The organism is Pseudomonas sp. 1152_12 (assembly GCF_052850675.1).
In genome coordinates, this window is record NZ_VXCW01000006.1 from 85,677 (window position 1) to 112,060 (window position 26,384).

The 26,384-nt window shown below is 59.9% G+C and carries 27 protein-coding genes; 19 read left to right on the plus strand and 8 right to left on the minus strand.

Going from position 1 to position 26,384, the window contains the following annotated elements; translation table 11 throughout:
• Window positions 1-35 precede the first annotated feature (35 nt).
• Entirely contained in the window at window positions 36-731 is a 696-nt protein-coding gene (locus tag FW764_RS12860; RefSeq protein WP_446434250.1) for an OmpA family protein, read from the minus strand.
• A gap of 190 nt (window positions 732-921) precedes the next feature.
• On the opposite strand from FW764_RS12860, the gene FW764_RS12865 reads away from it, so the two are divergent.
• Genes FW764_RS12865 through FW764_RS12880 form a run of 4 tightly spaced genes read left to right on the plus strand, consistent with a single transcriptional unit; the run spans window position 922 to window position 2,591 of the window.
• Window positions 922-1,419: a DUF6231 family protein gene (locus FW764_RS12865; RefSeq protein WP_446434251.1), complete on the plus strand. Its 498-nt coding sequence runs from the start codon at window positions 922-924 to the stop codon at window positions 1,417-1,419.
• Between the two features lie 2 nt (window positions 1,420-1,421).
• Complete coding sequence (locus FW764_RS12870) at window positions 1,422-1,892, plus strand: YchJ family protein (protein ID WP_446434252.1); 471 nt, start codon at window positions 1,422-1,424, stop codon at window positions 1,890-1,892.
• A gap of 19 nt (window positions 1,893-1,911) precedes the next feature.
• A complete protein-coding gene (locus FW764_RS12875; RefSeq protein ID WP_446434253.1) occupies window positions 1,912-2,394 on the plus strand; it encodes an LEA type 2 family protein in 483 nt (160 codons plus the stop codon).
• Window positions 2,391-2,591 (plus strand): SEC-C metal-binding domain-containing protein, encoded by a 201-nt coding sequence (locus FW764_RS12880; RefSeq protein WP_003213695.1) that lies wholly within the window; start codon window positions 2,391-2,393, stop codon window positions 2,589-2,591. Before FW764_RS12875 ends, FW764_RS12880 begins: the two co-directional genes overlap by 4 nt.
• 64 nt (window positions 2,592-2,655) lie before the next feature.
• Here FW764_RS12880 and FW764_RS12885 read toward each other — a convergent pair whose 3' ends face one another.
• Both FW764_RS12885 and FW764_RS12890 read right to left on the minus strand, forming a co-directional pair.
• On the minus strand, window positions 2,656-4,041 hold the full coding sequence (locus tag FW764_RS12885) for an ATP-binding protein (protein WP_446434254.1): 1,386 nt from the start codon (window positions 4,039-4,041) through the stop codon (window positions 2,656-2,658).
• Window positions 4,038-4,748, minus strand: a complete 711-nt coding sequence (locus tag FW764_RS12890) for a response regulator (protein ID WP_446434255.1) — start codon at window positions 4,746-4,748, stop codon at window positions 4,038-4,040. The genes FW764_RS12885 and FW764_RS12890 overlap by 4 nt, the downstream gene beginning before the upstream one ends.
• Before the next feature lie 267 nt (window positions 4,749-5,015).
• Here FW764_RS12890 and FW764_RS12895 point away from each other — a divergent pair, with 267 nt between their 5' ends.
• The 14 genes from FW764_RS12895 to pdeM all read left to right on the plus strand — a co-directional run bounded on the left by FW764_RS12895 (window position 5,016) and on the right by pdeM (window position 21,885).
• A complete protein-coding gene (locus tag FW764_RS12895) occupies window positions 5,016-6,131 on the plus strand; it encodes an ABC transporter substrate-binding protein (RefSeq protein WP_446434256.1) in 1,116 nt (371 codons plus the stop codon).
• A gap of 79 nt (window positions 6,132-6,210) precedes the next feature.
• Window positions 6,211-7,269 carry a FecCD family ABC transporter permease gene (locus FW764_RS12900; protein WP_446434257.1) on the plus strand — a complete coding sequence of 353 codons (1,059 nt, stop codon included), beginning with the start codon at window positions 6,211-6,213 and terminating at the stop codon, window positions 7,267-7,269.
• Window positions 7,266-8,051 (plus strand): ABC transporter ATP-binding protein, encoded by a 786-nt coding sequence (locus tag FW764_RS12905; protein WP_446434258.1) that lies wholly within the window; start codon window positions 7,266-7,268, stop codon window positions 8,049-8,051. Before FW764_RS12900 ends, FW764_RS12905 begins: the two co-directional genes overlap by 4 nt.
• A 93-nt stretch (window positions 8,052-8,144) precedes the next feature.
• Window positions 8,145-8,789, plus strand: coding sequence for a glutathione S-transferase N-terminal domain-containing protein (locus tag FW764_RS12910; protein WP_446434259.1), 645 nt, complete (start codon window positions 8,145-8,147; stop codon window positions 8,787-8,789).
• A 161-nt stretch (window positions 8,790-8,950) separates the two neighbouring features.
• Entirely contained in the window at window positions 8,951-11,392 is a 2,442-nt protein-coding gene (locus FW764_RS12915) for a penicillin acylase family protein (protein WP_446434260.1), read from the plus strand.
• 180 nt (window positions 11,393-11,572) lie between these two features.
• Window positions 11,573-12,577 (plus strand): ligase-associated DNA damage response exonuclease, encoded by a 1,005-nt coding sequence (locus FW764_RS12920; protein WP_446434261.1) that lies wholly within the window; start codon window positions 11,573-11,575, stop codon window positions 12,575-12,577.
• Window positions 12,574-14,208, plus strand: a complete 1,635-nt coding sequence (locus tag FW764_RS12925; RefSeq protein ID WP_446434262.1) for an ATP-dependent DNA ligase — start codon at window positions 12,574-12,576, stop codon at window positions 14,206-14,208. Before FW764_RS12920 ends, FW764_RS12925 begins: the two co-directional genes overlap by 4 nt.
• Window positions 14,209-14,517: 309 nt before the next feature.
• On the plus strand, window positions 14,518-15,297 hold the full coding sequence (locus FW764_RS12930; RefSeq protein ID WP_446434263.1) for a transporter substrate-binding domain-containing protein: 780 nt from the start codon (window positions 14,518-14,520) through the stop codon (window positions 15,295-15,297).
• A 59-nt stretch (window positions 15,298-15,356) separates the two neighbouring features.
• The gene (locus tag FW764_RS12935; protein ID WP_446434264.1) at window positions 15,357-16,085 is read left to right on the plus strand and encodes an ABC transporter permease; all 729 of its coding nucleotides are present in this window, start codon (window positions 15,357-15,359) and stop codon (window positions 16,083-16,085) included.
• A complete protein-coding gene (locus tag FW764_RS12940) occupies window positions 16,082-16,792 on the plus strand; it encodes an ABC transporter permease (RefSeq protein WP_446434265.1) in 711 nt (236 codons plus the stop codon). Before FW764_RS12935 ends, FW764_RS12940 begins: the two co-directional genes overlap by 4 nt.
• A gap of 9 nt (window positions 16,793-16,801) precedes the next feature.
• Complete coding sequence (locus tag FW764_RS12945; protein WP_446434266.1) at window positions 16,802-17,920, plus strand: succinylglutamate desuccinylase/aspartoacylase family protein; 1,119 nt, start codon at window positions 16,802-16,804, stop codon at window positions 17,918-17,920.
• A gap of 12 nt (window positions 17,921-17,932) precedes the next feature.
• Window positions 17,933-18,697 carry an ABC transporter ATP-binding protein gene (locus tag FW764_RS12950; protein ID WP_446434267.1) on the plus strand — a complete coding sequence of 255 codons (765 nt, stop codon included), beginning with the start codon at window positions 17,933-17,935 and terminating at the stop codon, window positions 18,695-18,697.
• Window positions 18,698-18,754: 57 nt separating this feature from the next.
• Window positions 18,755-21,235 carry a ligase-associated DNA damage response DEXH box helicase gene (locus FW764_RS12955; RefSeq protein ID WP_446434268.1) on the plus strand — a complete coding sequence of 827 codons (2,481 nt, stop codon included), beginning with the start codon at window positions 18,755-18,757 and terminating at the stop codon, window positions 21,233-21,235.
• A complete protein-coding gene (gene pdeM / locus FW764_RS12960) occupies window positions 21,235-21,885 on the plus strand; it encodes a ligase-associated DNA damage response endonuclease PdeM (RefSeq protein WP_446434269.1) in 651 nt (216 codons plus the stop codon). Before FW764_RS12955 ends, pdeM begins: the two co-directional genes overlap by 1 nt.
• 30 nt (window positions 21,886-21,915) lie before the next feature.
• Here the strand turns inward: pdeM and FW764_RS12965 are convergent, their stop codons facing one another.
• Both FW764_RS12965 and dcd read right to left on the minus strand, forming a co-directional pair.
• Window positions 21,916-22,113: a hypothetical protein gene (locus FW764_RS12965; RefSeq protein ID WP_083359791.1), complete on the minus strand. Its 198-nt coding sequence runs from the start codon at window positions 22,111-22,113 to the stop codon at window positions 21,916-21,918.
• A gap of 107 nt (window positions 22,114-22,220) precedes the next feature.
• Window positions 22,221-22,787, minus strand: a complete 567-nt coding sequence (gene dcd / locus FW764_RS12970) for a dCTP deaminase (protein WP_003189215.1) — start codon at window positions 22,785-22,787, stop codon at window positions 22,221-22,223.
• A 389-nt stretch (window positions 22,788-23,176) separates the two neighbouring features.
• Between dcd and FW764_RS12975 the strand changes: the two genes are divergently transcribed.
• Entirely contained in the window at window positions 23,177-23,386 is a 210-nt protein-coding gene (locus FW764_RS12975; protein ID WP_002554837.1) for a cold-shock protein, read from the plus strand.
• Between the two features lie 193 nt (window positions 23,387-23,579).
• Here FW764_RS12975 and rpoS read toward each other — a convergent pair whose 3' ends face one another.
• The 3 genes from rpoS to FW764_RS12990 form a co-directional block, all read right to left on the minus strand.
• Window positions 23,580-24,587, minus strand: coding sequence for an RNA polymerase sigma factor RpoS (rpoS, locus tag FW764_RS12980; protein WP_446434270.1), 1,008 nt, complete (start codon window positions 24,585-24,587; stop codon window positions 23,580-23,582).
• A gap of 106 nt (window positions 24,588-24,693) precedes the next feature.
• Complete coding sequence (locus FW764_RS12985; RefSeq protein ID WP_446434271.1) at window positions 24,694-25,530, minus strand: peptidoglycan DD-metalloendopeptidase family protein; 837 nt, start codon at window positions 25,528-25,530, stop codon at window positions 24,694-24,696.
• Window positions 25,531-25,739: 209 nt separating this feature from the next.
• The gene (locus FW764_RS12990; protein ID WP_431751939.1) at window positions 25,740-26,375 is read right to left on the minus strand and encodes a protein-L-isoaspartate(D-aspartate) O-methyltransferase; all 636 of its coding nucleotides are present in this window, start codon (window positions 26,373-26,375) and stop codon (window positions 25,740-25,742) included.
• Window positions 26,376-26,384 lie beyond the last annotated feature (9 nt).

Sequence of the window (26,384 nt, forward strand, 5' to 3'; positions counted from 1 at the left end):
GCAATGCCCCTGTGGCTCCACAGGGGCAAAGGCTGTCAGCGGTTGATTTGGATTTCAACGCGGCGGTTCAAGGCACGGCCATCGGCGGTTTTGTTATCGGCCACCGGCTGGCCTTCACCCGCTCCGACCACCGACACAAAGCTGCTGCGCGGCACACCCGCGCCTACCAGATAATCCGTCACCGAGTGCGCGCGTTTTTCCGAGAGTTTCTGGTTGTAGGCGTCCTTGCCAACGCTGTCGGTGTGCCCACTGACCCGCAGTTGCGCGCTTGGGGCTTCCTGTTTCAGGCGTGTGGCGATGGTATCGAGCTTGGTTTTGTCCGCCGCCGTCAGCTTCGCCGAGTCGAACTGGAAGTGCACATCGCGGATCACAATGGTCTCCTCCTTGACCACAACCACCTCCTCTACCATGGCCGCCACCGGCGCCGGAGGGCAACCGTTGGCATCCACCTGCACGCCTTTCGGTGTGCCTGGGCACTTGTCGCGGCTGTCCGGCACACCATCGCCATCTTCGTCGCCATCGCCGTGCACCCAGCAATAGGCGCCAGCCATGCCGCCGACCAGCAACGCGCCATAACCCGCGTACGCCGAACTTTCAGTGGCGCCAATCGCAGCGCCCGTCACACCACCGACTGCTGCACAGGTGGGCCAATCGGTTTTTTGCAAACCTGCGCAACCTGTCAATACTCCGGTTAGCAGAACCAAGGGTAGAGCTGTCCGCATGATGCTCATCTGATTTCTCCTGAGGGGATCGGCGGGGGCCGACAGGTGGAGTAAAGACGGCTCTTTTCATCTGCGCCACTGCGCCACACCCCCGTATTTATTGGAGATCGCCGTAGATTCGCGAGTTTTCGCCGCCGCCCGCTCTAGGCCCGCACGCTCAGCCGCGCTAGTCTCTACGGTCCTGATGTGAGGATCTCTGATGACCGCTGGTATTTCTTCCCGTACGCCACAGCAAGCGCTGGCCGCTTTGCTGGATTTGCACCAGCCCAAACGCCTGTTGCTGTTAGGCGCCAGCCAGTTTCCGGCGCTGGAGGCGTTTCAAGCCGAGCACCCGGGCACCGTTGTCGCCATCGCTGCGCCTGGGCCGTTACCGGCAGAACTTGCGGCGCAACGTTTTGACTTGGCGCTGGTGGTTGATTGCCTGGAGCACCTGTCAAAACCACAAGGCCTGACCTTGCTCGGCGGCATTCGCAACCTCAATGCCAGCCGCATTGCGGTGCTGGCCGACCTGGACGCCTGCGGTTGGAAGGACACCGATTTCTTCTCCCTGGCCCTGCAGGCTGGCGAACGTTTCCAGCGTGATGATCAGGTGCTGACGCTGTTTACCTATGATCTGCTTGACTATAAACAGGTGCCGGATTGGCTCAACGCCCGCTTCTGGGCCAACCCGGAAAATTTCGGAAAGTATTGGTGGTAACCATGAGTAAATCCGTTTGCCCCTGCGGCAGTGGCAACCTGCTGGATGCCTGCTGCGGCCATTATCACGCTGGCCACCCGGCGCCCTGCGCCAGTGCGCTGATGCGTTCTCGCTACAGCGCGTACGTGTTGGGCCTTGTGGACTATCTGGTAGCCACTACGTTGCCTGCGCAACAAGCGGGCCTGGACCGCGCCGCCATCGGCGCCTGGAGTGCCCAGAGCACTTGGCTCGGCCTCGAAGTGGAGGGCTCCGAGGTGTTCGGCGGCCAGCCTGAGCATGCGTTCGTGACCTTCACCGCGCGCTGGCACGACAGCGCCGGTGAACACAGCCACCGCGAGCAGTCCTCTTTCGTACAGAATGATGGACGCTGGTACTTCATCGACCCGACGGTAGAGGTGAAGGCCGGGCGCAATGATGTATGTTTGTGCGGCAGTGGGCAGAAATTCAAGAAGTGCTGTTCCAGCTACCTCTAACCACCAAAGGATTAACGCCATGCTTCGGATGTACAGCTTGATGCTGGCGTTAACCTTCAGCCTGACCGGCTGCGCCTCGTGGTTCGAGGACACGTCACCCCCGCCCCACGTTTCCTTGGTGAAAGTCGAAGTGGTGCGGGCTAAGTTGCTGGAGCAGAAATTCAAGCTGTTCTTTCGTGTGGACAACCGCGACGACGCCGACCTCACAGTGCGCGGCCTGATCTATAAGGTCAGCCTGGGCGATTTTGTGCTGACCGAAGGCGAATCCAATGAATGGCTCACCGTACCGCCGCGCGGCCATGCTTTTTTTCGGGTGTCGGTGCGCACCAACCTCTGGCCACAGATACGTGACGTGGTGCAGATGCTGAAAAAACCGAGCAAACCCGTGCCGTATCGCCTGGAGGGCGAACTGAAAACCGGATTATTCATCGGTAATGACGTGCAGGTGAACCACAATGGCGAGATAATCCCCGGCGATTTTATTCCGGAGCGACATCGATGACTCAGCAACCCCATGTCCATGGTCCTGACTGCAACCACGATCACGATCATCATGATCACGACCACGGTCATGTCCACGGCCCGAACTGCGGTCACGCTCACCAGGAGCCGGTGCGCAATACCTTGAAGGACGTTGGTCGCAACGATCCTTGCCCGTGCGGCAGCGAGAAGAAATTCAAGAAGTGCCACGGGGCATAAGCCGCGCTGAAGATCCCCATGTGGGCGGGCGCTTGCCCCCACCCACATTGGATCGCACTGCACATCAGGTCCGGTGCTTAAACTGCAACACCACCTCCAGTCCCCCGCCATTCCGATTACTCAAACTCAGCCGCCCCCCATGCGCCCGCGCAATCGTATGCGCAATACTCAACCCCAACCCGTACCCGCCCGTCTCGGCATTGCGTGAACCCTCCACGCGGTAAAACGGCTCCATCACCTGTTCCAGCTGTTCCTGGGGAATCCCCGGGCCGCGGTCGCTGATGACAATTTTCAAGCTGTCCGCCTGGTCCTCGACCTGCATCACCACGTCGCAGCCATAACGCACTGCGTTTTCCAGCAGATTTTGCACACAGCGCTTGAGGCTACGCGCGTAGCCCGGCAACGGTTGCTTCGCACGGCCGACGATGGTCACGCGTTCGCCCACATCTTCCAGGTCTGCCTGAAGGCTTTGCAGCAAGGCGTTGATGTCAATGTTCTGCCGCGTCTCGTTGATTTCACCGCTGCTGACAAAGTCCAGGGTGCTCGACACCATATGTTCCATTTCTTCCAAGTCACTGCGAAAACGCTCTTTGGTGCGCGTGTCTTCGAGCATCTCGGTGCGCAGGCGCAGACGTGTGATCGGCGAGCGCAAGTCGTGGGAAATCGCCGCGAGAAACCGCGTGCGCTCGGCAATGTTGGCGTTCAGGCGCTGCTGCATCGCATTAAACGCCTGGGCGGCGCGGCGCACCTCCGTGGGGCCGTCCACCGATAACGGCGGGCGCTGGATATCGCGGCCCAAGGCTTCAGCGGCTTTGGCCAAGGCGTTAAGCGGGCGGATGGCCACGCGCACAGCCACCAACGCGATCGCCACCAGCACCAACACCCGCAGTAAATAGATGCGCATCACATAGTCGAACAGCACATCCAGCGGCGAGGTGCTGGTCCAGCCCTGCTCTTCACTGGCATCCACCTGCAACCAGCGCCCATCGGGTAAGCGCAACTCGATCAGAAATTGCCCCACCACCGGCGTGGAGCGAAGCAACGTCGACAGCCCGGCGGTTTGCCCCTCGCCATCCACCAACGACAGGCGCAGCAGGGTCAGCGACTGGATATAGCCGGCCTTCTCCGACAGCACCTCCTTGATCAGGCGTTCGGTGGGCCGGTCGCTGTCGGTAAGGGAGCTGGGCGTGTTGCTGGCCTGGTCGCTCACGGTCAGCTGAAAGTGCGGCGTGTTGAGCAGTTTGATCAGCAGGTCGACCTGCTGCGGATCGCGCTGCATCAGGCGCACCACGTCCGCCAGCCGCGTGGCGATCAGGCGTGCGGGGATTTCCAGTACCTGGCCATGACGCCGGTCGTACCAGATGCTGCTGGTCAGCGCCTGGGCCGCAAGCATGCCGCTGACCAGAATCAGCACCAGCCGTCCGAACAGCGAACGCGGCAGCAGTCTCATGACTCCATCACCACGTCATCAGCGGTGAGCATGTAACCCTCGTTGCGCACCGTTTTGATCAGCCCTGCCGGCAGTTGTGAACGCAGGCGGCTCACGCACACGTCGATGGAGCGGTCGAACGGCGTGCTGTCCTTGTCGAACACATGGTTGAGCAAAAAGTCGCGGCTCAGCGGCCGGTTGGGGTGCTGCAACAACAGGCGCAACACGCGGTAATCGGAGTTGCCCAGGCTCACCACCACGCCTTCAGGCGTGAGCAATTGCCGCGCCCGCGTGTCGAGTTGCCAGCCGGCAAAACGAATGCTCGGCGCCTCGTCCAGCCGTGCGCGGTCCGGGAAGCTTTGCACCCGGCGCAACACCGCTTTGATGCGCACCAGCAACTCACGCGGGTCGAAGGGTTTGGGCAGGTAATCGTCGGCGCCGATCTCCAGACCGACAATGCGGTCGATCAACGCCCCCTTGGCGGTGAGCATCACCACCGGCGTGTTGGCTCTCACGCGCAGCTCACGACATAGGCTCAAGCCATCTTCGCCGGGCAGCATCAGGTCGAGCACGATCAGGTCGATCACATTCAGCGCCAGGCGGCGGCGCATTTCCTTGCCGTCGGCGGCGGTGGACACCTGAAAACCCGCGTCGCTTAAATAGTCGCAGAGCAGTTGGCGGATTTGCGGGTCGTCATCGACGACCAATAGGTGGTCAAGCTTTGCCATGGGCATTCAATCCGAAAACTCAAAACGCAGGAGATAGCCGAAAGCTCAGCCAGCAGTGCGCGCAAATGTAATGGAATGTTGTGGGAAACCATAATCACGCATCCGCGATACAAACCTGGGGTATGGCGAGCCGAAACGCTCTTTAGACTACCGAACCTAAATGAGAGTAATTGTAATTTAGACGCGGAAGTAGCTCATGTCATTGCCCGCGCCTCACCGCCAGTGTCGATTATGAGTGCTAACTTTCCCTCATCAGGAACCTCCGCCATGTTCAAACCCCGTAACGTGCTCCAGCTTGGCGTGCTGTTCGCCGCCCTGCTTCTGGGCCACGCCGAAACCGCCGCCGCCCATGAAGTCACTGACGTGCTGGGCCGTAAAGTGGAAGTGAAGGACGACGTCCAACGCGTGGTGCTCGGCGAAGGCCGCTTGATTTCGGCGTTTGCTTTGCTCGACAAGGACGCGCCGTTCCAGCGCATCGTCGGCTGGCAGAACGACTTGAAGCTGCTGGACCCGCACACTTACACCGCTTATGTAGCGAAGTTTCCCACGGTCAAAGACATCCCGTTGATAGGGCAAGCATCCGAGCAAAGCGTCAGCGCCGAGGAAATTCTCTCGCTGAAACCTGACCTGGCAGTGTTCAGCATTTCCGGTCACGGTCCTACTGAACACAGCGCAGTCGCTGATGTGCTGACCAAGGCCGGTATTCCGGTGTTGTTTGTCGATTTCCGCATCAACCCGGTACATGGCACCCACACCAGTATGAAAGCACTGGGCCAGGCCTTGGGACGTGAAGCCCAGGCCAACGCCTTCCTTGATTTCTATGACCAGCACATCAAAGTCATCACCGACGCCGTCGCCACGCTGCCTGCTGGCACGCGCCCAAGCGTGTTTCTGGAACTGTTGGCCGGTGCCTGGCAGGCGCCAGGGCACACCACCGGTAAAAGCGGCATGGGCGAAGTGATCAAGCTGGTCGGCGGGCGCAACATCGCCGCCGAGGTGGTGCCGGGAGCGCTGGGTGATATCAGCGTGGAGTACGCGTTAAAGGCTGATCCGGATGTGTACGTGGCCACCGGCAACCACACACCGGGGCTGATTCTGGGCGCTGGCGTGAGCACTGATGAAGCACGCGAGGCGTTTGATCGGGTGTTGGCGCGTCCGGAATTCGCCAATCTTCGTGCGATCCGCGAGGGCAAGGCCCACGGCCTGTGGCATGACTTCTACAACTCGCCGTACAACCTACTGGCAATTGAAGCGCTGGCCAAGTGGGTGCACCCGCAGCTGTTCGCCACGCTCAACCCGCAGGCGAGCATGGAGCAGATCAACCGGCGGTTCCTGGGCATGCCGTTGCAGGGTGCTTATTGGATTGATGCAAAAACTAAGTAACACACCGGTAAATGTGGGAGGGGGCTAGCTCCCTCGCACATTTTCAGATGTTTATCGCGTTCAAGATTGTGTGAGCCACATGACCACTCAACCCCTCGATCTCGCCAGCGCCACTCACGGTTACCGTCGCTTGCTGGCACGGCGTGCCTGGCTGCTGGCGCTGCTGGGCACGGCACTGGTCTGCGCAATGCTGCTCGACCTGGCCAGCGGCCCGTCGGGCATGGGCCTGCTGGCTTTGCTCGATGGCATCCTGCACCCCTCGCACCTGAGCGCCACCGACCAGGTGATCATCTGGAACGTGCGCCTGCCCTACGCACTGATGGCGGTGCTGGTGGGCTGCGCGTTGTCGCTGGCAGGGGCCGAAATGCAGGCGATCCTGAATAACCCACTGGCTAGCCCGTTCACACTCGGCGTGTCGTCCTCGGCTGCATTGGGTGCTTCGCTGGTCATTGTGTTTCCGGTCACAACGCTGTGGGTGTCGGCCAACACTGCGATTTCCATCTCGGCGTTTATCTTCGCGGCAGCCTCGGTGTTCTTGCTGCACGTCATGTCGCGCCTGCGCGGTGCGGGCGTGGAAAGTTTGGTGTTGTTCGGCATTGCGCTGGTGTTCAGTTGCAACGCAGTGGTGGCCTTGCTGCAACTGGTCGCCACCGAAGACGTATTGCAACAATTGGTGTTCTGGACCCTGGGCAGCGTGACCCGCGCTAACTGGGACAAGCTCGGCATCCTGGCGGTGGTCGTGGCGGTGGTCATGCCATTTTCGTTTGCTGCCGCGCCGCGCCTGACCCTGCTGCGCATGGGTGAAGACCGCGCACAAAGCTTTGGCGTAGACGTGAAGCGGCTGCGGCTTTTCTCGTTGTTGCGCATCAGCCTGTTGTCGGCCACCGCCGTGGCGTTCGTAGGCACCATCGGGTTTATCGGCCTGGTCGGTCCACATATCGCACGGATTCTAGTGGGCGAAGACCAACGTTTCCTGCTGCCCGCCAGCGCCTTGACAGGTGCGTTGCTGCTGGCGCTGTCATCGATTGCCAGCAAGCTGATCATGCCGGGGGTGATCGTGCCGGTGGGTATCGTTACTGCCTTGGTGGGCGTGCCGATTTTCGTGGTGTTGGTGTTCAAACGCGGGAGGCCGCTATGAGTAAGGGCTTATCGGTACACAACGCCAATGTCAGTTATGGCCAGCGCCAAATCGTGCATGACTTGAGCTTGCCCACCCTAACCCACGGCAGCCTGACCGCGCTGATAGGGCCCAATGGCGCGGGTAAATCGACGTTGCTGCGCGCTGTGGCCGGGCTGGAAAAGATGCAAGGCGTTGTAAGGCTAGGCGGCCTGGACTTGTCGGCAATGTCCGTGGCCGAGCGTGCGCATCGTGTCACTTACATGCCGCAAAACCTGCCTCCGGGCTTAAGCCTCAGCGTGATGGAAAGCGTGATCGCCGCATTGCGCGTGGCCAATGTGCAGGGCCTTCCGTTATCCAGTGAGGCTTGCCTGCGCGAAGCCTTTGAGGCGTTGCAGCGCATCGGCATCGCGCACCTGGCCGATCAACTGTTGAGCACCTTGTCCGGTGGCCAACGCCAACTGGTCAGCCTCGCCCAACTCATCGCACGCCGCCCGCAAGTGATGTTGCTCGACGAACCTACCAGCGCCCTCGACCTCAATTACCAACTGAAGGTCATGGACTGCGTGCGTGGGCTGGTGCGCGAGCACCATTTGATCGCCGTGGTGGTGCTGCACGACATCAACCTCGCTGCGCGCTTTGCCGATCAGATCGCGGTGCTACGCCAGGGCCGGCTGTATGCCAGCGGCTTAGCGGATGAGGTGCTCGACCCGGCGTTGTTTGCCGAGGTGTATGGCGTGCAGGCGCGAATTGAACGGTGCTCGCAGCAATCGTTGCAGGTGCTGGTGGACAGGGCTGTGTGAAGCGCTTCTAACGTTAGACGCAAATGTTTGATTGAATTATTGCCCGTCGATCATCACCTATACCTACAGGTATTCGCTCAATTGGAGAGCTTCATGATCGACCTGTATTACTGGACTACCCCCAACGGTCACAAAGTATCGCTGTTTCTGGAAGAGGCCGGCCTGCCCTACAAGGTGCACCCGGTCAACATCGGCCTGGGCGACCAGTTCAAGCCGGACTTCCTGAAGATCGCTCCCAACAACCGCATTCCAGCCATCGTCGATCAAAACCCGACCGACGGCGGCGCACCGATTTCGCTGTTTGAGTCCGGTGCGATCCTGCTGTACCTCGCGGAGAAAACCGGTCAGTTCATTCCCAAAGACCTGCGCGGTCGCCAGCAAGCCTTACAGTGGTTGTTCTGGCAAATGGGCGGCCTAGGCCCGATGGCGGGGCAGAATCACCACTTCAGCCAATTCGCGCCGGAGAAAATCCCTTACGCGATTAAACGCTATGTGGATGAGACCGCTCGTCTCTATGGTGTGCTGGACCGGCGCCTGGCGGACCGCGCGTTCGTGGCGGGTGAGGACTACAGCATTGCCGACATGGCGATCTACCCGTGGATTGTTTCCCACAAGTGGCAGAGCCAACGCCTGGAGGATTTTCCCCATGTGCACCGTTGGTTCAACAGCATCAAGGAACGGCCGGCGACGGTTCGGGCATATGAACTGGTGCAAAAAGTGAATCCGCCGAAATCCTGATCTGAAGTTGTACGCAGTCAAATGTGGGAGCAAGCCCCTCCCACCTTGATTTGCGCAATACGCATGTTCTCACGCTTAACCTAAAACTCCTGCTTGCGTCGCTTCGCCGCGCTCACTAACGTAGCGGCTTTAATGACGCTACCCCCCGCAGGAGCTTTGCCATGGCCTCGCCAGCCCTCTCACATTTTCTTCCCCGGTTCGGCGTTGCCGCGGCAGTGGCCAGTGCGTTAAGCCTGGCCGGTTGCCAGCTCCAGAGCACCCAGGACACCCTGCCGCCCGTTGCTGGCGTGCAGCCGATCAAGGGCCTGGCCCAGAATGTGTCGGTACGCCGCAATGCCCAGGGCATGCCGTTGATCGAAAGCAACACCTTTCATGACGCGCTGTTCAGCCTCGGCTATGTACACGCCAGCGACCGCATCACGCAGATGGTCACCTTGCGCCTCTTAGCTCAGGGCCGCCTGGCCGAAATGTCCGGCCCAGAGGTACTGGATGTCGACCGTTTCATGCGTGCGGTCAACCTGAAAAAAAGCGCCGGCGAGCTGTATAACGCCTCATCGCCGCGCCTCAAGCGCTTCTTTGAAGTGTATGCGCGCGGCGTCAACGCCTACCTGTTCCGCTACCGCGACAAGCTGCCGCCGGACCTTGCCCAGACCGGCTACAAACCCGAGTATTGGAAGCCAGAAGATTCGGCGCTGTTGTTCTGCCTGCTGAATTTCAGCGAGTCGAGCAACCTGCAGGAAGAACTCTCGTCGTTGGTGCTGGCGCAGAAAGTTGGCGTCGACAAGCTCGCCTGGCTCACGCCAAGTGCGCCGGATGAGCCGATCCCACTGGCCGAAACCGACAAACTCAAGGGCGTGAATCTGAGCCAGATTACCGGCCTTGCCGGGTTGGACTCCGTCGGCCAGCAACTCAACAGCCTCAATGCACTCGCAGTCACAACCTCCAGTAACTGGGCGATCGGCCCACACCGCAGCCGCAGCGGCAAAAGCCTGCTGGCCAGTAACCTTGCCGCTCAACCGCAAGCACCGTCGCCGTGGAGCTACGTGCAGATTCGCGCACCGAAATACCAGGCGGTCGGCGCCTCGATTGCCGGCCTGCCAACCCTGTTTTCCGGCTTCAACGGCAAAGTGGCGTGGAGCATGAGCGCGGTCAAAGGCGACACCCAGGACCTGTTCCTGGAAAAGGTCAAACGCCAGGGCAGTGCGTTGTACTACGAGAACAACGGTAAATGGCTACCGGCCGCCGTGCGCAATGAAACCTACTTCGCCAAGGGCCAGCGGCCGATTCGCGAAGTGGTGTATGGAACCCGTCATGGCACCCTGCTCAACAGCAGCCAAGCGCTCACCACCGGCTTCGGCCTGGCCCTGCAAACCGCCGACTTCAAGGACGACAAGAGCCTGGACGCGTTCTTCGACCTGTCCCGTGCGCAAAACGCCGGCAAGGCTTCGGACGCGACCCGGGAAATCCGCGCCATCGCACTGAACATGATCTTCGCCGACGCCAGCAACATCGGCTGGCAAGTCACCGGCCGCTTCCCCAACCGCCGCGAAGGCGAAGGCCTGCTGCCCTCGCCGGGCTGGGACGCACGTTTTGACTGGGACGGTTACGCCGACGCGATGCTGCACCCCTACGATCAGGACCCGGCCCAAGGCTGGATCGGCACCGCCAACCAGCGCACCGCACCGCGCGGCTATGGCATGCAGTTGTCCAACTCCTGGGATGCACCGGAGCGCAGCGAGCGCCTGGCGCAACTGGCCAACGCCGGTCAGCACGACAGCCGCAGCATGATCGCCATGCAATACGACCAGACCACCACCTTTGCCGCCAAGCTCAAGACGATGTTCCAGGCGCCGGGCATGGCTCAGCCGCTGAAGCAGGCGATTGATGCACTGCCGACGGCCGACGCCACCAAGGCTCGTGACGCGCTGAACCGCCTGATGGCGTTTGATGGGCGCCTGGCGCCGACGTCCGCCGACGCGGCGATCTACGAACTGTTCCTGCAGGAAAGCACTAAGCAGATCTTCCTCGACGAACTCGGCCCGGAAAACAGCGCCAGCTGGAAAGCTTTTATCAGCAACGCCAACCTGTCCTATTCCGCCAACGCGGATCACTTGCTGGGCCGCGAAGACAGCCCATTCTGGGACGACGTGCGCACCGCGCAGAAAGAAGACAAACCGGCGATTCTGGCGCGCAGCCTGGCCGCCGCGATCACGGCGGGCGACAGCCAACTGGGCGGCGATCACAAAGCCTGGCAGTGGGGCAAACTGCACACCACCACCTGGAAAAACACCAAGGGCCAGGTGATTCGCGGCCCACTGGCCAGTGGCGGCGACCAGAACACCTTGAACCCCGCGCCCTATACCTGGGGCCAGGATTTCAACACCACCCAGGTGCCGGCGTTGCGCATGATCGTCGACTTCGGCCAGGTGGAACCGATGATGGGCCAGGGCGGCATCGGCCAGTCCGGCAACCCGGCCAGCCCGAACTATGCGAACGGCATCGACCCGTCGCTCAAGGCGCAATATCTGAGCTTCCCGATGCAGCCGCAGAACTTTGAGAAGGTGTATGGGAAAACCCGGTTGACGCTCACGCCAGGCAAGTAACCGGATCAAAATATGGGAGGGGGCTTGCTCCCGATAGCGGTATATCAGTCACTGATGTGTTGACTGAACCACTGCCATCGGGAGCAGGCCCCCTCTCACCTTTGGGATGTATGCATTCCGATAGAACTTCTGCGCTGCGCCTCTCCTCCTATTTGATAAGCCCATTGCCCCGGCACGCCCATGGACCTTGTCATCGCCCGGCCCGAAGGCCTCTACTGCCCCGTCGGAGATTTTTACATCGACCCGTGGCGCCCGGTCGAGCGTTCGGTCATCACCCACGCCCACGGCGACCACGCCCGCACGGGCAACCAGCACTACTTGGCCGCCGCGCCCGGTGAAGGCATCCTGCGCTCGCGCCTGGGCCTGGATATCAACCTGCAAACCCTGGCCTATGGCGAAAAACTTGTGCACCACGGCGTGACCCTGAGTTTTCACCCCGCCGGGCATGTACTCGGCTCCGCGCAAGTGCGCTTGGAATACCAGGGCGAAGTCTGGGTGGCGTCCGGCGACTACAAGGTCGAACCCGACGGCACCTGCGCGCCGTTCGAGCCGGTGCGTTGCCACACTTTTATTACCGAATCCACCTTTGGCCTGCCGATCTACCGCTGGCAGCCCCAGGCGCAGATCTTCGCCAGCATCAATGACTGGTGGCAGGCCAATATCGACGCCGGCAAGGCCAGCGTGTTGTTCTGTTATTCATTCGGTAAGGCCCAGCGCATTCTGCACGGTATCGACGCCAGTATCGGCCCGATCCTCAGCCACGGTGCGGTCGAACCGCTTAACCGGGTATATCGCGAAGCCGGGGTGTATATCCCCGAAACGCTTTACGCCGGCGACTTCAAAAAAACCGACCCGCTGCTGCGCCAAGCCCTGATCATCGCGCCCCCTTCTGCTGGCGGCAGCACCTGGATACGTCGCTTTGGCGACTACAGCGACGCCTTCGCCAGCGGCTGGATGCGCCTGCGCGGCACGCGGCGGCGGCGCGGTGTAGACCGGGGTTTTGTGCTCTCGGACCATGCCGACTGGCCCGGGCTGTTGTGGGCCATCGAGCAAACCGGCGCTGAGCGGGTGATGGTCACCCACGGTTCTGTCGCCGTATTGGTGCGTCACCTGCGGGAAAAAGGCTTGGACGCTCAGGGTTTCACCACCGAATATGGCGATGACGAAGAGGAAGCCACGGCATGAAAGCGTTCGCCGAGCTGTACGCCAACCTCGACGCCACCACCTCCAGCAACGCCAAGCTCGCCGCCTTGCAGGCCTACTTCCGACATGCACCACCGGAGGATGCCGCGTGGGCAGTGTACTTTCTGTCTGGCGGGCGACCTCGGCAACTGGTGCCTACGCGCCTGCTGCGGGACATGGCCACCGAAGCATCGGGTATCGAGCCGTGGTTGTTTGAAGAGAGCTACCAGTCCGTGGGTGACTTGGCCGAGACCATTTCCCTGTTGCTGCCACAATCTTGCTACACCTCAGAACACGGCTTGGCAGTGTGGCTGGAAGAAAAGCTCCTGCCCCTGCGTGGTCTGCCGCCCCTGGAACTGGCCGAACGCCTGCCAGCACTCTGGGCGCAACTGAATCAACCAAGCCTGATGGTCTGCATCAAGTTGATCACCGGCAGTTTTCGCGTGGGCGTGTCCAAACTGCTAGTGACCCGCGCCCTCGCCGCCATGGCTGACCTGGACAGCAAACGCGTGGCCCAACGGCTGGTGGGCTACACCGACTTGTCCAATCGTCCGACCGGCGAAGGCTACCTCAAGCTGATTGCTGCCGAATCATCCGACGAACATGCGCAACGTGGCGGGCAGCCGTATCCGTTTTTTCTCGCCCATGGCCTGGCGCAACCGGTGGAGCAATTCGACGCCGTACTTGGCTCACCCGCTGACTGGCAGGTGGAATGGAAGTGGGATGGCATCCGCGCGCAGTTGGTCAAGCGTGGTGGTCGGCTATGGGTCTGGTCGCGGGGCGAAGAACTGGTTACCGAGCGCTTCCCCGAACTGCACAGCCTGGTCAGCGGCTTGCCGGATGGCACGGTGATCGACGGCGAAATTGTGGTGTGGAAGGGCTCGGTGCAACCCTTCGCCCTCCTGCAACAGCGGATAGGCCGCAAGACCCTGAGCAAAAAAGTCCTCGAGGACGCGCCGGTCGCCGTCCTGGCCTACGACCTTTTGGAGCACCAGGGCGACGATTGGCGCAACCACACCCAGGCCGAGCGTCGTGCCCAACTTGAGCAGGTGATTGAACGGTGCAACCAAGCCGTGCTACGGCCCTCACCGCTGCTGACAGGCACATCTTGGACCGACCTGGCTGAGCAACGCGAAGACTCTCGTCGCCTCGGCGTGGAAGGCATGATGCTCAAGGCCAGGGACGGCCTGTACGGCGTGGGCCGCACCAAGGACATGGGCGTGTGGTGGAAGTGGAAAGTCGACCCGTTCAGCGTCGATGCGGTGTTGATCTACGCCCAACGCGGCCATGGTCGCCGCGCCAGTCTTTATAGCGACTACACCTTTGCAGTGTGGGACGGCGCGCCCGGCACGGAGCGCACGTTGGTGCCTTTTGCCAAGGCATACTCAGGGCTGACCGACGAAGAAATGCGCAAGGTCGACGCGATAGTACGCAAAACCACGGTGGAGAAATTCGGCCCGGTCAGCAGCGTGACGCCAAGCATGGTGTTTGAGCTGGGTTTTGAGGGTATTGCCCTGTCGAAGCGGCATAAGAGCGGAATTGCGGTGCGGTTTCCGAGGATGTTGCGGTGGCGGCAGGACAAGGCGGTGGATGAGGCTGACAACCTATCCACGCTGCAAGACCTCCTGGCGTGACACACATTCCCGTGAGAGCGGGCTTGCTCCCTATGTCGATAGATCAGTTACAGATAAGTTGACTGGCCCAGCGCTATCGGCAGCAAGCCCCTCCCACGTTTTGATCCGGGAAAAGATCCAAAATGATGCACTGAAAAATCAATGCCCATTTCCGGGCATCTCCTACACTCAGATCTCCCTTATCCCACCTTTTAAAACGCTCATTCGGAACTATGGTGCAGAAATTGCTACTTGTGATCCGTCTGACACCGTTCAGTAACAGTCCTAAACGCGCCACAAGCGCTTATCTTGGTTTCCAGGGATTACATAATGAAAAAAGCATTGCTGACCCTTTCTGCACTGGCTCTGTGCATGGCTGCTGGTGTTGCTACAGCCAAGGAATACAAGGAATTGCGTTTTGGTGTCGATCCTTCCTACGCGCCGTTCGAATCCAAGGCCGCCGATGGCAGCCTGGTCGGCTTCGATATCGACCTGGGCAATGCGATCTGCGCCGAGCTGAAGGTTAAGTGCAAGTGGGTCGAAAGTGACTTCGACGGCATGATTCCAGGCCTCAACGCCAACAAGTTCGACGGTGTGATTTCCTCGATGACGGTGACCGAAGCCCGTGAAAAGGCGATCGACTTCTCCAACGAGCTGTTCTCCGGCCCAACGTCCCTGGTGTTTAAAAAAGGCGCAAACTTCTCCACGCCTGAGTCTCTGAAGGGTAAATCGGTAGGCTACGAGCAAGGCACCATTCAGGAAGCCTACGCCAAGGCCGTGCTGGACAAAGCCGGTGTGACCACCAAGGCCTACGCAAACCAGGACCAGGTGTATGCCGACCTGACTTCCGGGCGTCTCGACGCTTCGGTACAAGACATGCTGCAAGCCGAACTGGGCTTTTTGAAGTCGCCAGCCGGTGCTGACTACGAAGTCAGCAAGGCCATCGACGACCCACTGCTACCGTCGAAAACGGCGGTCGGTATCAAAAAAGGTAACAAAGACCTCAAGGCCTTGCTCAATAAAGGTATCAAAGCGTTACACGATGATGGCACCTACGCCACCATTCAGAAGAAACACTTCGGCGATCTGAACCTGTACAGCGGTAAATAATACCCCGGCGCCCACCTGTTTCAGGTGGGCGCTTTTTTATCGCCATAGGTCCTGAATTCATGTTTGAAGATCTTTTGCAAACCCTGGGGCTGAGTGCCTTCAGTTTGAAGGGGTTCGGCCCGCTGTTGCTGCAAGGTACGTGGATGACCGTGAAACTGTCGGTCGCCTCCCTGGCTGTCAGCGTCCTGCTCGGCCTGATCGGCGCCAGCGCGAAACTGTCCCGCGTCAGCCTGATCCGCATCCCCGCCCAGCTCTACACCACTTTGATTCGCGGCGTGCCCGACTTAGTGCTGATGCTGCTGATTTTCTACAGCCTGCAAATCTGGCTGACCGGTTTTACCGACTTTATGGAATGGGACTACATCGAGATCGACCCATTCAGCGCCGGGGTTATCACCCTGGGCTTCATTTACGGTGCCTACTTCACCGAGACGTTTCGCGGCGCGATCCTCGCGGTGCCGCGTGGCCAGTTGGAAGCGGCGACCGCCTACGGGCTGACGCGCGGCCAGCGGTTCCGCTACGTGACCTTCCCGCAGATGATGCGCTTTGCCCTGCCGGGCATCGGCAACAACTGGATGGTGATGCTCAAGGCCACGGCACTGGTGTCGATCATCGGCCTGGCCGACCTGGTCAAGGCGGCGCAAGACGCCGGCAAGAGCACTTATCAACTGTTTTACTTTCTGGTCATCGCGGCGTTGATCTACCTGCTGATCACCAGCGCATCCAACTTCGTCCTACGTCGGCTTGAACGTCGCTACTCCGCTGGGTCCAGGGAGGCCGTGCGATGATCGAAATTCTGCAGCAATACTGGCGGCCTTTCCTCTATAGCGACGGCCAGCACATCACCGGGCTGGCGATGACCATGTGGCTGCTCAGCGCCTCGCTGGTGATTGGCTTTCTGGTGTCGATTCCGCTGTCCATCGCCCGCGTCTCGCGCAAACGCTACATACGCTGGCCGGTGCAGTTCTACACCTACCTGTTTCGCGGCACGCCGCTCTATATCCAACTGCTGATCTGCTACACCGGCATCTACAGCATTGCAGCAGTGCGCGCGCAGCCGGTGCTGGATGCGTTCTTTCGCGATGCAATGAACTGCACCATCCTCGCGTTCGCCTTGAACACCTGCGCCTACACCACCGAGATTTTCGCCGGGTCGATCCGCAGCATGGCCCACGGCGAAGTCGAAGCGGCCAAGGCCTATGGCTTAAGCGGTTGGAAGCTGTACGCCTATGTGATCATGCCGTCGGCGCTGCGCCGCTCATTGCCGTACTACAGCAATGAAGTGATCCTGATGCTGCACTCGACCACGGTAGCGTTTACCGCGACGGTGCCGGACATTCTCAAGGTGGCGCGGGACGCCAACTCAGCCACTTACATGACCTTTCAATCATTCGGCATCGCTGCGCTGATCTACCTGACGGTGACCTTTGCACTGGTCGGGCTGTTTCGTCTGGCGGAACGCCGCTGGCTAGCCTTCCTCGGGCCGAGCCATTAAGGAGCCTTCATGCGTCATCAGGTACATGATCTGATCGCGCCAGTGCCTGGCACGGCGCGGCAGATTCACAGTTTCCACTTCGGCCCGGAACAGGCCGAAGGCAAGGTCTACATCCAGTCATCGCTGCACGCCGACGAATTGCCTGGCATGTTAGTGGCCTGGCACCTCAAGGCGCGACTGGCTGAGTTGGCGGCGGCCGGAAGGCTGGTGAGCGAAATCGTATTGGTGCCAATCGCTAACCCGGTCGGACTGGAACAGGTGTTAATGGACATTCCGCTGGGCCGTTATGAGTTGGAAAGCGGGCAGAACTTCAATCGCCGGTTTGTCGACCTCAGTGAAGAAGTCGGTAACCAAGTCGAATATCTGCTAGGCGATGACCCTCAGCACAACGCGCGGTTGATCCGCGCCGCCCTGGCCACAGCCCTGGCCGCGCAAACCGCCGACACCCAGTTGTACTCCCAGCGGCTGGTGCTGCAACGCCTGGCCTGTGATGCCGTCCTGGTGCTTGACCTGCATTGTGACTTCGAAGCGGTGGCGCACCTGTACACCACGCCCGAGGCCTGGCCGCAGGTGGAGCCGTTGGCGCGCTATATCGGCTCGGAGGCCAACTTGCTCGCCACCGACTCCGGCGGGCAATCCTTTGATGAGTGTTTCACCCTGGTATGGAGGCAGTTACAGCAACGCTTCGGCGAGCGCTTCCCGATTCCCATGGGCAGCGCTTCGGTGACCGTCGAACTGCGCGGCCAGGGCGACGTCAACCACGGCCTGGCCAACCTCGACTGCCAGGCAATCATCGACTATCTGATCCATTTCGGCGCGATTGAAGGTGCTGCGGCGCCACTGCCCGCGCTGTCCTACCCGGCCACTCCACTGGCGGGTGTTGAGCCTGTGGCCACGCCGGTGGGCGGCTTGCTGGTATTCAGCGCCCTACCGGGTGAATACCTGGAGGCCGGACAACTGATTGCCGAAATCATCGACCCCATTACTGACCGCGTAACGCCCGTGCACTGTAAAAACGCCGGCCTGCTTTACGCCCGTTCGCTGCGGCGCATGGCCACTGCCGGGATGGTGATCAGCCATGTCGCCGGCACTGAAGCCTACCGCAGCGGCTACCTACTTTCGCCTTAAGGATGCACGCCCATGTACAAATTGACCGTTGAAGGCCTGCATAAAAGCTATGGCGACAATGAAGTGCTCAAAGGTGTCTCGCTCAAGGCCAAGACCGGTGACGTGATCAGCCTGATCGGCGCCAGCGGCTCGGGCAAGAGCACCTTTTTGCGCTGCATCAACTTCCTGGAAACTCCGAACGACGGCTCAATGACCCTCGACGGCCAGCCGATCCGTATGGTCAGCGACCGCCACGGCATGCGCGTGGCCGACGACGCCGAGTTGCAACGCCTGCGAACACGGTTGGCGATGGTGTTTCAGCATTTCAACCTGTGGAGCCACATGAGCGTGCTGGAAAACATCACCATGGCCCCGCGCCGGGTACTGGGTTGCAGCAAAAAGGACGCCGAAGACCGCGCCCGTCGCTACCTGGACAAGGTGGGCCTGCCGGCGCGCGTGGCCGATCAATACCCCGCGTTCCTCTCCGGTGGTCAGCAGCAACGGGTGGCCATCGCCCGTGCCCTGGCCATGGAACCTGAGGTGATGCTGTTCGACGAACCGACCTCGGCCCTCGACCCGGAGCTGGTCGGTGAAGTGCTGAAGGTGATCCAAGGGCTGGCCGAAGAAGGCCGCACCATGATCATGGTTACCCACGAGATGAGCTTTGCGCGCAAGGTCTCGAACCAGGTGCTGTTCCTGCACAAAGGCTTGGTGGAGGAGCAAGGCGCACCTGAGGATGTGCTGGGCAATCCGAAGAGCGAGCGCTTGCAGCAGTTCTTGAGCGGCAACTTGAAGTAAACCTTTGCGGCGCCGGGAGGGTCTTTGCAATAGAGCCTCCAGAGCGTCAGCCGCCGCATGGCAAAACCCTTCGACTTCGCTAAAAAATGGTTTGCCGCCAAAGGCTGGAAACCGTTCGCCTTTCAGAAAGACGTGTGGGCGGCGGTCAAGGGCGGCCGCTCCGGCTTGCTGCATGCCAGCACCGGCGCGGGTAAAACCTATGCGCTGTGGTTCGCCGCACTCAATCGTTTCGCCATCACCCGCCCGCCGGACATCGGCAAACGCAAACCGCCTGCCGAGCCGCTGACGGTATTGTGGATCACGCCCATGCGTGCGTTGGCCGCCGACACTGCACGCGCTCTTGAAGCGCCGTTGCAGGCGTTGCAGATCCCTTGGAGTGTCGGCCTGCGCACCGGCGACACCAGCAGCAGCGAACGCGCCCGCCAGACCCGCCGCCAGCCCACTGCACTGGTCACCACGCCGGAAAGCCTGACGTTGATGCTGGCGCGTGCTGACAGCCAGACGAGCTTGGCGCACCTGCGCATGGTGATTGTGGATGAGTGGCATGAACTGATCGGCAATAAACGTGGCGTCCAACTGCAGCTGGCGCTGGCGCGCCTGCGGCGTTGGCATCCGGCGCTGATGGTGTGGGGGATTTCCGCGACGCTGGGCAATCAATCCCACGCGTTGGAGGTTTTGGTCCCACAAGGCGGCGGGATCAATGTGCAGGGGCAAACGGCCAAAGAGCTGAAGGTCGATACCTTGTTACCGCCCACCGACGAGCGCTTTCCCTGGGCTGGGCACATCGGTTTGAAAATGTTGCCCCGCGTGGTGGCCGAGGTAGATTCCAGCAGCAGCTGCCTGGTATTCACCAATACGCGGGCGCAGTCGGAGATTTGGTACCAGGCGTTGCTCGAAGCCCGTCCGGACTGGGCGGGCTTGATTGCTTTGCATCACGGCTCACTGTCGCGCGAGACCCGCGATTGGGTGGAGCGGGCCTTGAAAGACGGTCAACTGAAAGCCGTGGTGTGCACCTCCAGCCTGGATCTGGGTGTGGATTTCCTGCCAGTGGAGCGCGTCTTGCAGATTGGCTCGGCCAAAGGCGTGGCGCGGCTGATGCAGCGCGCCGGACGCTCAGGCCATGCGCCGGGGCGGCCTTCACGCGTGACGCTGGTGCCGACCCACAGCCTGGAACTGGTGGAAGCCGCCGCTGCCCAAGACGCAATTGCACAGCGACGCATTGAAGCCCGCGAATCGCCTTACAACCCTTTGGATGTGCTCGTACAACACTTGGTGAGCATGGCATTGGGCGGTGGCTTTACACCGGATGCGCTGCTAGCGGAGGTCCGTGGCGCCTGGGCTTATCGTGACCTCACGGAGGCCGATTGGGCCTGGGCGCTTGGGTTTGTGCGCCATGGCGGGCTGTCGCTGACCGCGTACCCGGACTACCGCCGCGTCGAGCCTGATGAACATGGCGTCTGGCGGGTACCGGATGCGCGCTTGGCCCGTCGTCATCGCATGAGTGTGGGCACTATCGTCAGCGATGCGAGTATCCAGTTGAAGTTCTGGAGCAAGGGCGGCGGCGGGAAGAGCTTGGGCAGTATCGAGGAAGGTTTCATCGCACGGTTAAAGCCCGGCGATGGCTTCTTATTTGCCGGGCGTTTATTAGAGTTGGTCCGGGTGGAAAACATGACGGCGTATGTGCGCCGCAGCACCGCAAAAAAGGCGGCCGTGCCACGTTGGAACGGCGGGCGCATGCCACTTTCTAACGAGCTGGCCCACGCGGTGGTCGAGCGTTTTGATGCAGCGGCACAGGGGCACTACGACGGCCCGGAGATGCAGGCGGTGCAACCTCTGCTGCAAACCCAGTTGCGCTGGTCCGGCCTGCCGACGCGTGAGCATCTGCTGGCCGAGGCGTTGAAATCACGTGAGGGATGGCACCTGTTTCTTTATCCCTTCGCGGGGCGCCAGGTGCATCTGGGGCTGGCGAGTTTGCTGGCGTGGCGGGTCAGCCAACAGCAACCTGTGACCTTTTCGATTGCCGTGAACGATTACGGGTTGGAGCTGTTGAGTGCCACCGAGGTGAATTGGCCGGTGTTGTTGAACGAGGTGCTGCTGAGCCCGACTGATTTACTGACAGACGTGGTCGCCAGCCTTAATGCCGGGGAACTGGCCCTGCGCCGTTTTCGCGAAATCGCGCGCATCGCCGGGCTGGTGTTTGCCGGCTACCCAGGCGCTCCAAAGAGCACGCGGCAGGTGCAGGCCTCCAGCGGTTTGTTCTTCGAAGTATTCAAGCAATATGACCCGCAGAACCTGCTGCTGACCCAAGCTGGGGAAGAAGTCCTGCGTGATGAGCTGGATATTCGTCGACTGGAACAGACATTGCGCCACTTGGCTGAGCTAAAACTGGACCTACACATGATCGAACGGCCTACGCCGCTGGCCTTCCCGCTGCTGGTTGAGCGGATGCGTGAGAGCCTGAGCTCGGAAAAACTCTCGGAGCGTATTGCGCGAATGGTCAGGGATTTGGAAAACGTCGCAGATAACGGGAGGCGCTGATGCATCGTTCGGTGACGCTTGAGGGAGAGGAGCTGTGGCTGATGGCGGAAAAGGCCATGTATTGGCCCTCACGTCGGTGCCTGCTGATTGCCGACGTACATTTTGGCAAGGCCTGCGCCTACCGCAGTCTGGGCCAACCGGTGCCACAAGGCACCACAACTGAAAACCTGCAGCGCCTGGACCGGCTGTTATCGGCCTTGCCGTGCGAGCAGCTCATCTTTCTCGGTGACTTCCTGCACGGCCCCGGCTCTCACGCCAGCAGCACCCTGAGCGCCTTGAGGGGCTGGCGTGAGCGCAATCGCGGCTTGAGCATGACGTTAATTCGCGGCAATCACGATAAGCGCGCGGGTGACCCGCCTGCCGACCTGAGGATTGCGGTAGTTGCCGAGCCATTACTGATGGGCCCGTTTGCCCTGCAACACGAACCGCAAGCGCATCCCAGCCACCATGTGCTGGCAGGGCACGTGCACCCGGTCTATCGCTTGCGCGGCAAGGGTCGCCAGAGCCTGCGCCTGCCTTGCTTTCAGCTGGGATTGCGGATCAGCCTGCTGCCGGCGTTTGGCGCCTTTACCGGGGGTTATGCAGTGGAGCAGGATGACGGACAGCAAGTCTTTGTGATCGGCGATCAGGACGTATGGCCAGTTCGATGAAGAACTGACCATTGCCTGATCCCACACGGATCAGGCGACCGGTGCGGGTGGCGGCTCGTCGGGAATTGTCGGCACACCGGGTTCGGTGGGTTGCGGGTAATCTTCGTCAGGTTGCCCAGGAATGCCGCCTGCATACGCAGGATCGGCCATCAGGGACCAGGCCAGAACACCAATCTGGTTGGGTTCAAGCCGGGCGAGTTCGGCGCTGATTCGCGGGTCGATCTTCATAAAGTACTCCTCAAGCGTGGCTCGGTGCGTTTTGCACGCACCGAGGCAGTACACCCAATAGAGTCACTTCCTGCAGACTAATTCCCTTTGCGTGTAAGACCTTTCGATCAAGCGCGTGGGAGTGTGACGCCGCGCTGGCCTTGGTACTTGCCTGCACGGTCTTTGTAGGACACTTCACAGGCCTCGTCGGACTGCAGAAACAGCATCTGTGCCACGCCTTCGTTGGCGTATATCTTGGCCGGCAACGTGGTGGTGTTGGAGAACTCCAGGGTCACGTGACCTTCCCACTCCGGCTCAAGTGGGGTCACGTTGACGATAATGCCGCAACGCGCGTAGGTGCTTTTACCGAGGCAAATGGTCAGTACGTCGCGCGGAATGCGGAAGAACTCCACGGTACGCGCCAGGGCGAAGGAGTTTGGTGGAATGATGCACACGTCGCTTTTGACGTCGACGAAGCTCTTTTCGTCGAAGTTTTTCGGGTCGACGATCGCCGAATTGATATTGGTGAACACCTTGAATTCATCGGCGCAGCGCACGTCGTAGCCGTAGCTGGAAACACCGTATGAAATCACACGCTCATCGCCTTCGCCACGGATCTGGCGTTCAACGAACGGTTCGATCATGCCGTGTTCTTGCGCCATGCGGCGAATCCACTTGTCCGATTTGATGCTCATGGCGGGTGTCCTGAATAGCGAGGTGGAAAAATTCTGTTGGGCATCTTACCGGGGCCAGCCGTGGGGTTCAAAGGGCGCGGGTCTTTTCTTGATGAATGCACTGCCTCCTATAAGCCGCAGCCAGCGGGGCCGGTACTCATATTGCAGCCAGCAGTGACAGGAAATACCACCGCCAGTCACGAAAATAGAGAAACCTTAGGAAATACCATTGGCACGTTCCGGAAAAAGGGTTAAGGTGGCGCCACTGTGCTGCTTGTGTCACTGAGAATCTCTACACGATATGTTGAATTTCGATCCAACCATCTCCAAGAATTTTTCCTGCTCTTTGCACTCAGTCTCGGCCAGGGCTTTTCCTGAGTCGCAGTTAACTTTGTCCAAGGAGATACACCATGTCTAATCGCCAAACTGGTACCGTTAAGTGGTTCAACGATGAAAAAGGCTTCGGCTTCATCACTCCACAATCCGGTGACGACCTGTTCGTTCACTTCAAAGCTATCCAATCCGACGGCTTCAAAAGCCTGAAAGAAGGCCAACAGGTTTCTTTCATCGCTACCCGCGGTCAGAAAGGCATGCAAGCTGAAGAAGTTCAAGTTATCTAACTTGTACTGACTTAGTCGAAAAAACCCCGCCCTTAAAAGCGGGGTTTTTTTATGCCTGAAGTTTGGGCATGCCCGGATAAAATACCCCGCACAAAAAAAGGCTTGCTCCCGATGGCGACGGGCCAGTCAATACATCAGCTGACTGCCACACTGCCATCGGGAGCAAGCCCCTTCCCATATTTAAGCGGCGTCGTTACTGGAACAACGACTCACTCGACAAGCCGTTCTTCTCGAGGATCTCACGCAAGCGCTTAAGGCCCTCTACCTGGATCTGCCGGACTCGCTCACGCGTAAGACCAATCTCCAGGCCTACATCCTCCAGGGTGCTGCTCTCATGGCCACGCAGGCCAAAGCGGCGAATCACTACTTCACGCTGCTTGTCCGTGAGCTCCGACAACCACTGGTCAATGCTTTGCGAAAGATCATCGTCCTGCAACAGCTCACAAGGATCTGTCGGACGATCATCCGTCAGGGTGTCTAGCAGGGTTTTATCCGAATCCGGACCCAGCGAGACATCGACCGAAGACACGCGCTCGTTCAAGCCGAGCATACGCTTGACCTCGCCTACCGGTTTCTCAAGCAGGTTGGCGATTTCTTCAGGCGAAGGTTCATGATCGAGTTTTTGTGTCAGCTCACGTGCCGCCCGCAGGTAGACGTTAAGCTCCTTGACGACATGGATCGGCAACCGGATCGTACGGGTCTGATTCATGATCGCCCGTTCGATGGTCTGGCGAATCCACCAGGTGGCGTAGGTCGAAAAACGGAAGCCCCGCTCGGGGTCGAACTTCTCCACCGCCCGGATCAAGCCCAGGTTGCCCTCCTCGATCAGGTCCAACAGCGACAGGCCACGATTGACATAGCGTCGGGCGATTTTCACCACCAGCCGCAGGTTGCTTTCAATCATGCGCTTGCGCCCAGCCGGATCACCCTTTTGCGACAAGCGCGCAAAATGAACTTCTTCTTCGGGAGTGAGCAGAGGGGAGAAGCCAATTTCATTGAGGTACAGCTGCGTTGCGTCGAGCGCCCGCGTGTAGTCAATGTACTTGTGTTGCTTTAACGCAGTGGAGTTCTTGGATTTGGTGCGAACTGAAGGTGCAGACCCTTCATCATTCGACATCGATTCCTTTTCGGTGAGACTCTCCATTTCAAGGAGAACCTCATCGTCGATGTCAAACTCCGGCGCTTCTTTACTGAGAGCCATTGTTATAGTCCTTTGGTGAGTTCGACCTCAAGCTCAAGCGGCGCCTTTATCCTTGGCAGCGCTGGAGCCTGTTCCTTCTACGCGAGGGAACAGGCTGTGCAACACATCAACGGCGGGGTAGGAATTGCAGTGGATCTACAGGCTTCCCTTGGCGGCGAATCTCAAAGTGCAGTTTCACCCGGTCCGTACCAGTTGACCCCATTTCGGCAATTGTCTGTCCGACCTTGACCTGCTGCCCCTCCCGAACCAACAGCCTACGGTTGTGACCGTAAGCACTGACGTAGGTATCGCTGTGTTTGATAATGACCAGCTCGCCGTAGCCCCGCAAACCACTCCCGGCGTAAACCACTGTCCCATCAGACGCAGCTAAAACAGGCTGTCCCAAATCTCCGGCGATATCAATGCCTTTATTCAAACTACCGTTTGAAGAGAATTTTCCAATTAATACCCCATTGGAAGGCCACCCCCAACCGGTCGGCGCAGGGCCAGCAGGTGGCAATGGAGCGGGGGCTGGCTTGCTCGAACCCGTAGGCACGGCGGTGCCTGCGGGGCGCGTGATGATCGTGGTTTTGCTCGAAGACGAGGGCGAAGATCCGGACTTTGTCACAACTGCCGTAGGTGCCGAACCGCTGCGCCCATCGAAACGAATGGTCTGTCCCGGATGTATCGTATAGGGCACAGGAATGTTATTACGCGCTGCGAGTGCCTTGTAATCCCAGCCGTAGCGGAAGGCGATCGAGAACATCGTGTCCCCCTTTCGCACTACATACTGCCCGGTGGTGACCGTCGGTTTTTGCGGCACTGCTTTATTACGGTCAACTACCCGCGCGCCCCCGGAAGGCGTGCTCGAACAAGCAGCCAGTAAGGAACTCAAGACAAGGCCAAGCACCAGTCGCTGAAAACTTGTTTTACTCATACGCTGCGCAAGACCTGTGAGACTCACCCGCCGCTCCCTTTGTGGTGGCTGAACATGAACGCCTGTATCAGGCTTGAAATATGACGCAAGTATAACTGGGCATTGAGTTTTTACCGGCACACGACTGAGACGAAAAATTCATCATATTTAAAGTCGGACGCCATTCATGTTGACTCAATAAGCTCCGCTGTAAGACACATCCCCACCAACAGAATTCACTGCCTGCGAATAAATGATCAGGCCAGCGGGCCATTGAGCAACGGTACGAAGCGCACAGCGCCCAGCACATGCCGGGAAAAACCTTCGTCTTCTCGGATAATGAGCATCAATTGTTGCACTTCGCCGGCCCCCACCGGGATGACCAGCCGCCCGCCGGGCGCCAGTTGATCAAGCAACGCCTGCGGAACATCGGTGGCAACGGCGGTGACAATGATGCCGTTATACGGCGCCAGGGCCGGCCAACCTTCCCAACCATCTCCCCAGCGGAACACCACGTTGCGCAGGTTCAACTCCACCAGGCGCTCCTTGGCACGGTCCTGCAGGACCTTGATGCGTTCCACCGAGAACACCCGCTCCACCAGTTGCGACAGCACGGCGGTCTGGTAACCCGAACCCGTGCCGATCTCCAGCACTTTGTCCAACGGCCCCGCCGCCAGCAACAGCTCACTCATGCGCGCAACCATATAAGGCTGCGAGATGGTCTGGTTGTGGCCGATGGGCAACGCGGTGTCTTCATAGGCGCGGTGGGCCAGCGCTTCGTCGACGAACAGGTGGCGCGGTGTGCGCCGGATGACTTCCAGCACTTGGGCGTTTGATAGCCCTTCTTCGTACAGACGCTGGATCAAACGCTCGCGGGTACGCTGAGAGGTCATCCCGATGCC

Coding starts and splice junctions, on each gene's coding strand:
- FW764_RS12860 (WP_446434250.1), bottom strand. CDS start 731: ATGAGCATCATGCGGACAGCTCTACCCTTGGTTCTGCTAACCGGAGTA.
- FW764_RS12865 (WP_446434251.1), top strand. CDS start 922: ATGACCGCTGGTATTTCTTCCCGTACGCCACAGCAAGCGCTGGCCGCT.
- FW764_RS12870 (WP_446434252.1), top strand. CDS start 1,422: ATGAGTAAATCCGTTTGCCCCTGCGGCAGTGGCAACCTGCTGGATGCC.
- FW764_RS12875 (WP_446434253.1), top strand. CDS start 1,912: ATGCTTCGGATGTACAGCTTGATGCTGGCGTTAACCTTCAGCCTGACC.
- FW764_RS12880 (WP_003213695.1), top strand. CDS start 2,391: ATGACTCAGCAACCCCATGTCCATGGTCCTGACTGCAACCACGATCAC.
- FW764_RS12885 (WP_446434254.1), bottom strand. CDS start 4,041: ATGAGACTGCTGCCGCGTTCGCTGTTCGGACGGCTGGTGCTGATTCTG.
- FW764_RS12890 (WP_446434255.1), bottom strand. CDS start 4,748: ATGGCAAAGCTTGACCACCTATTGGTCGTCGATGACGACCCGCAAATC.
- FW764_RS12895 (WP_446434256.1), top strand. CDS start 5,016: ATGTTCAAACCCCGTAACGTGCTCCAGCTTGGCGTGCTGTTCGCCGCC.
- FW764_RS12900 (WP_446434257.1), top strand. CDS start 6,211: ATGACCACTCAACCCCTCGATCTCGCCAGCGCCACTCACGGTTACCGT.
- FW764_RS12905 (WP_446434258.1), top strand. CDS start 7,266: ATGAGTAAGGGCTTATCGGTACACAACGCCAATGTCAGTTATGGCCAG.
- FW764_RS12910 (WP_446434259.1), top strand. CDS start 8,145: ATGATCGACCTGTATTACTGGACTACCCCCAACGGTCACAAAGTATCG.
- FW764_RS12915 (WP_446434260.1), top strand. CDS start 8,951: ATGGCCTCGCCAGCCCTCTCACATTTTCTTCCCCGGTTCGGCGTTGCC.
- FW764_RS12920 (WP_446434261.1), top strand. CDS start 11,573: ATGGACCTTGTCATCGCCCGGCCCGAAGGCCTCTACTGCCCCGTCGGA.
- FW764_RS12925 (WP_446434262.1), top strand. CDS start 12,574: ATGAAAGCGTTCGCCGAGCTGTACGCCAACCTCGACGCCACCACCTCC.
- FW764_RS12930 (WP_446434263.1), top strand. CDS start 14,518: ATGAAAAAAGCATTGCTGACCCTTTCTGCACTGGCTCTGTGCATGGCT.
- FW764_RS12935 (WP_446434264.1), top strand. CDS start 15,357: ATGTTTGAAGATCTTTTGCAAACCCTGGGGCTGAGTGCCTTCAGTTTG.
- FW764_RS12940 (WP_446434265.1), top strand. CDS start 16,082: ATGATCGAAATTCTGCAGCAATACTGGCGGCCTTTCCTCTATAGCGAC.
- FW764_RS12945 (WP_446434266.1), top strand. CDS start 16,802: ATGCGTCATCAGGTACATGATCTGATCGCGCCAGTGCCTGGCACGGCG.
- FW764_RS12950 (WP_446434267.1), top strand. CDS start 17,933: ATGTACAAATTGACCGTTGAAGGCCTGCATAAAAGCTATGGCGACAAT.
- FW764_RS12955 (WP_446434268.1), top strand. CDS start 18,755: ATGGCAAAACCCTTCGACTTCGCTAAAAAATGGTTTGCCGCCAAAGGC.
- pdeM (WP_446434269.1), top strand. CDS start 21,235: ATGCATCGTTCGGTGACGCTTGAGGGAGAGGAGCTGTGGCTGATGGCG.
- FW764_RS12965 (WP_083359791.1), bottom strand. CDS start 22,113: ATGAAGATCGACCCGCGAATCAGCGCCGAACTCGCCCGGCTTGAACCC.
- dcd (WP_003189215.1), bottom strand. CDS start 22,787: ATGAGCATCAAATCGGACAAGTGGATTCGCCGCATGGCGCAAGAACAC.
- FW764_RS12975 (WP_002554837.1), top strand. CDS start 23,177: ATGTCTAATCGCCAAACTGGTACCGTTAAGTGGTTCAACGATGAAAAA.
- rpoS (WP_446434270.1), bottom strand. CDS start 24,587: ATGGCTCTCAGTAAAGAAGCGCCGGAGTTTGACATCGACGATGAGGTT.
- FW764_RS12990 (WP_431751939.1), bottom strand. CDS start 26,375: ATGACCTCTCAGCGTACCCGCGAGCGTTTGATCCAGCGTCTGTACGAA.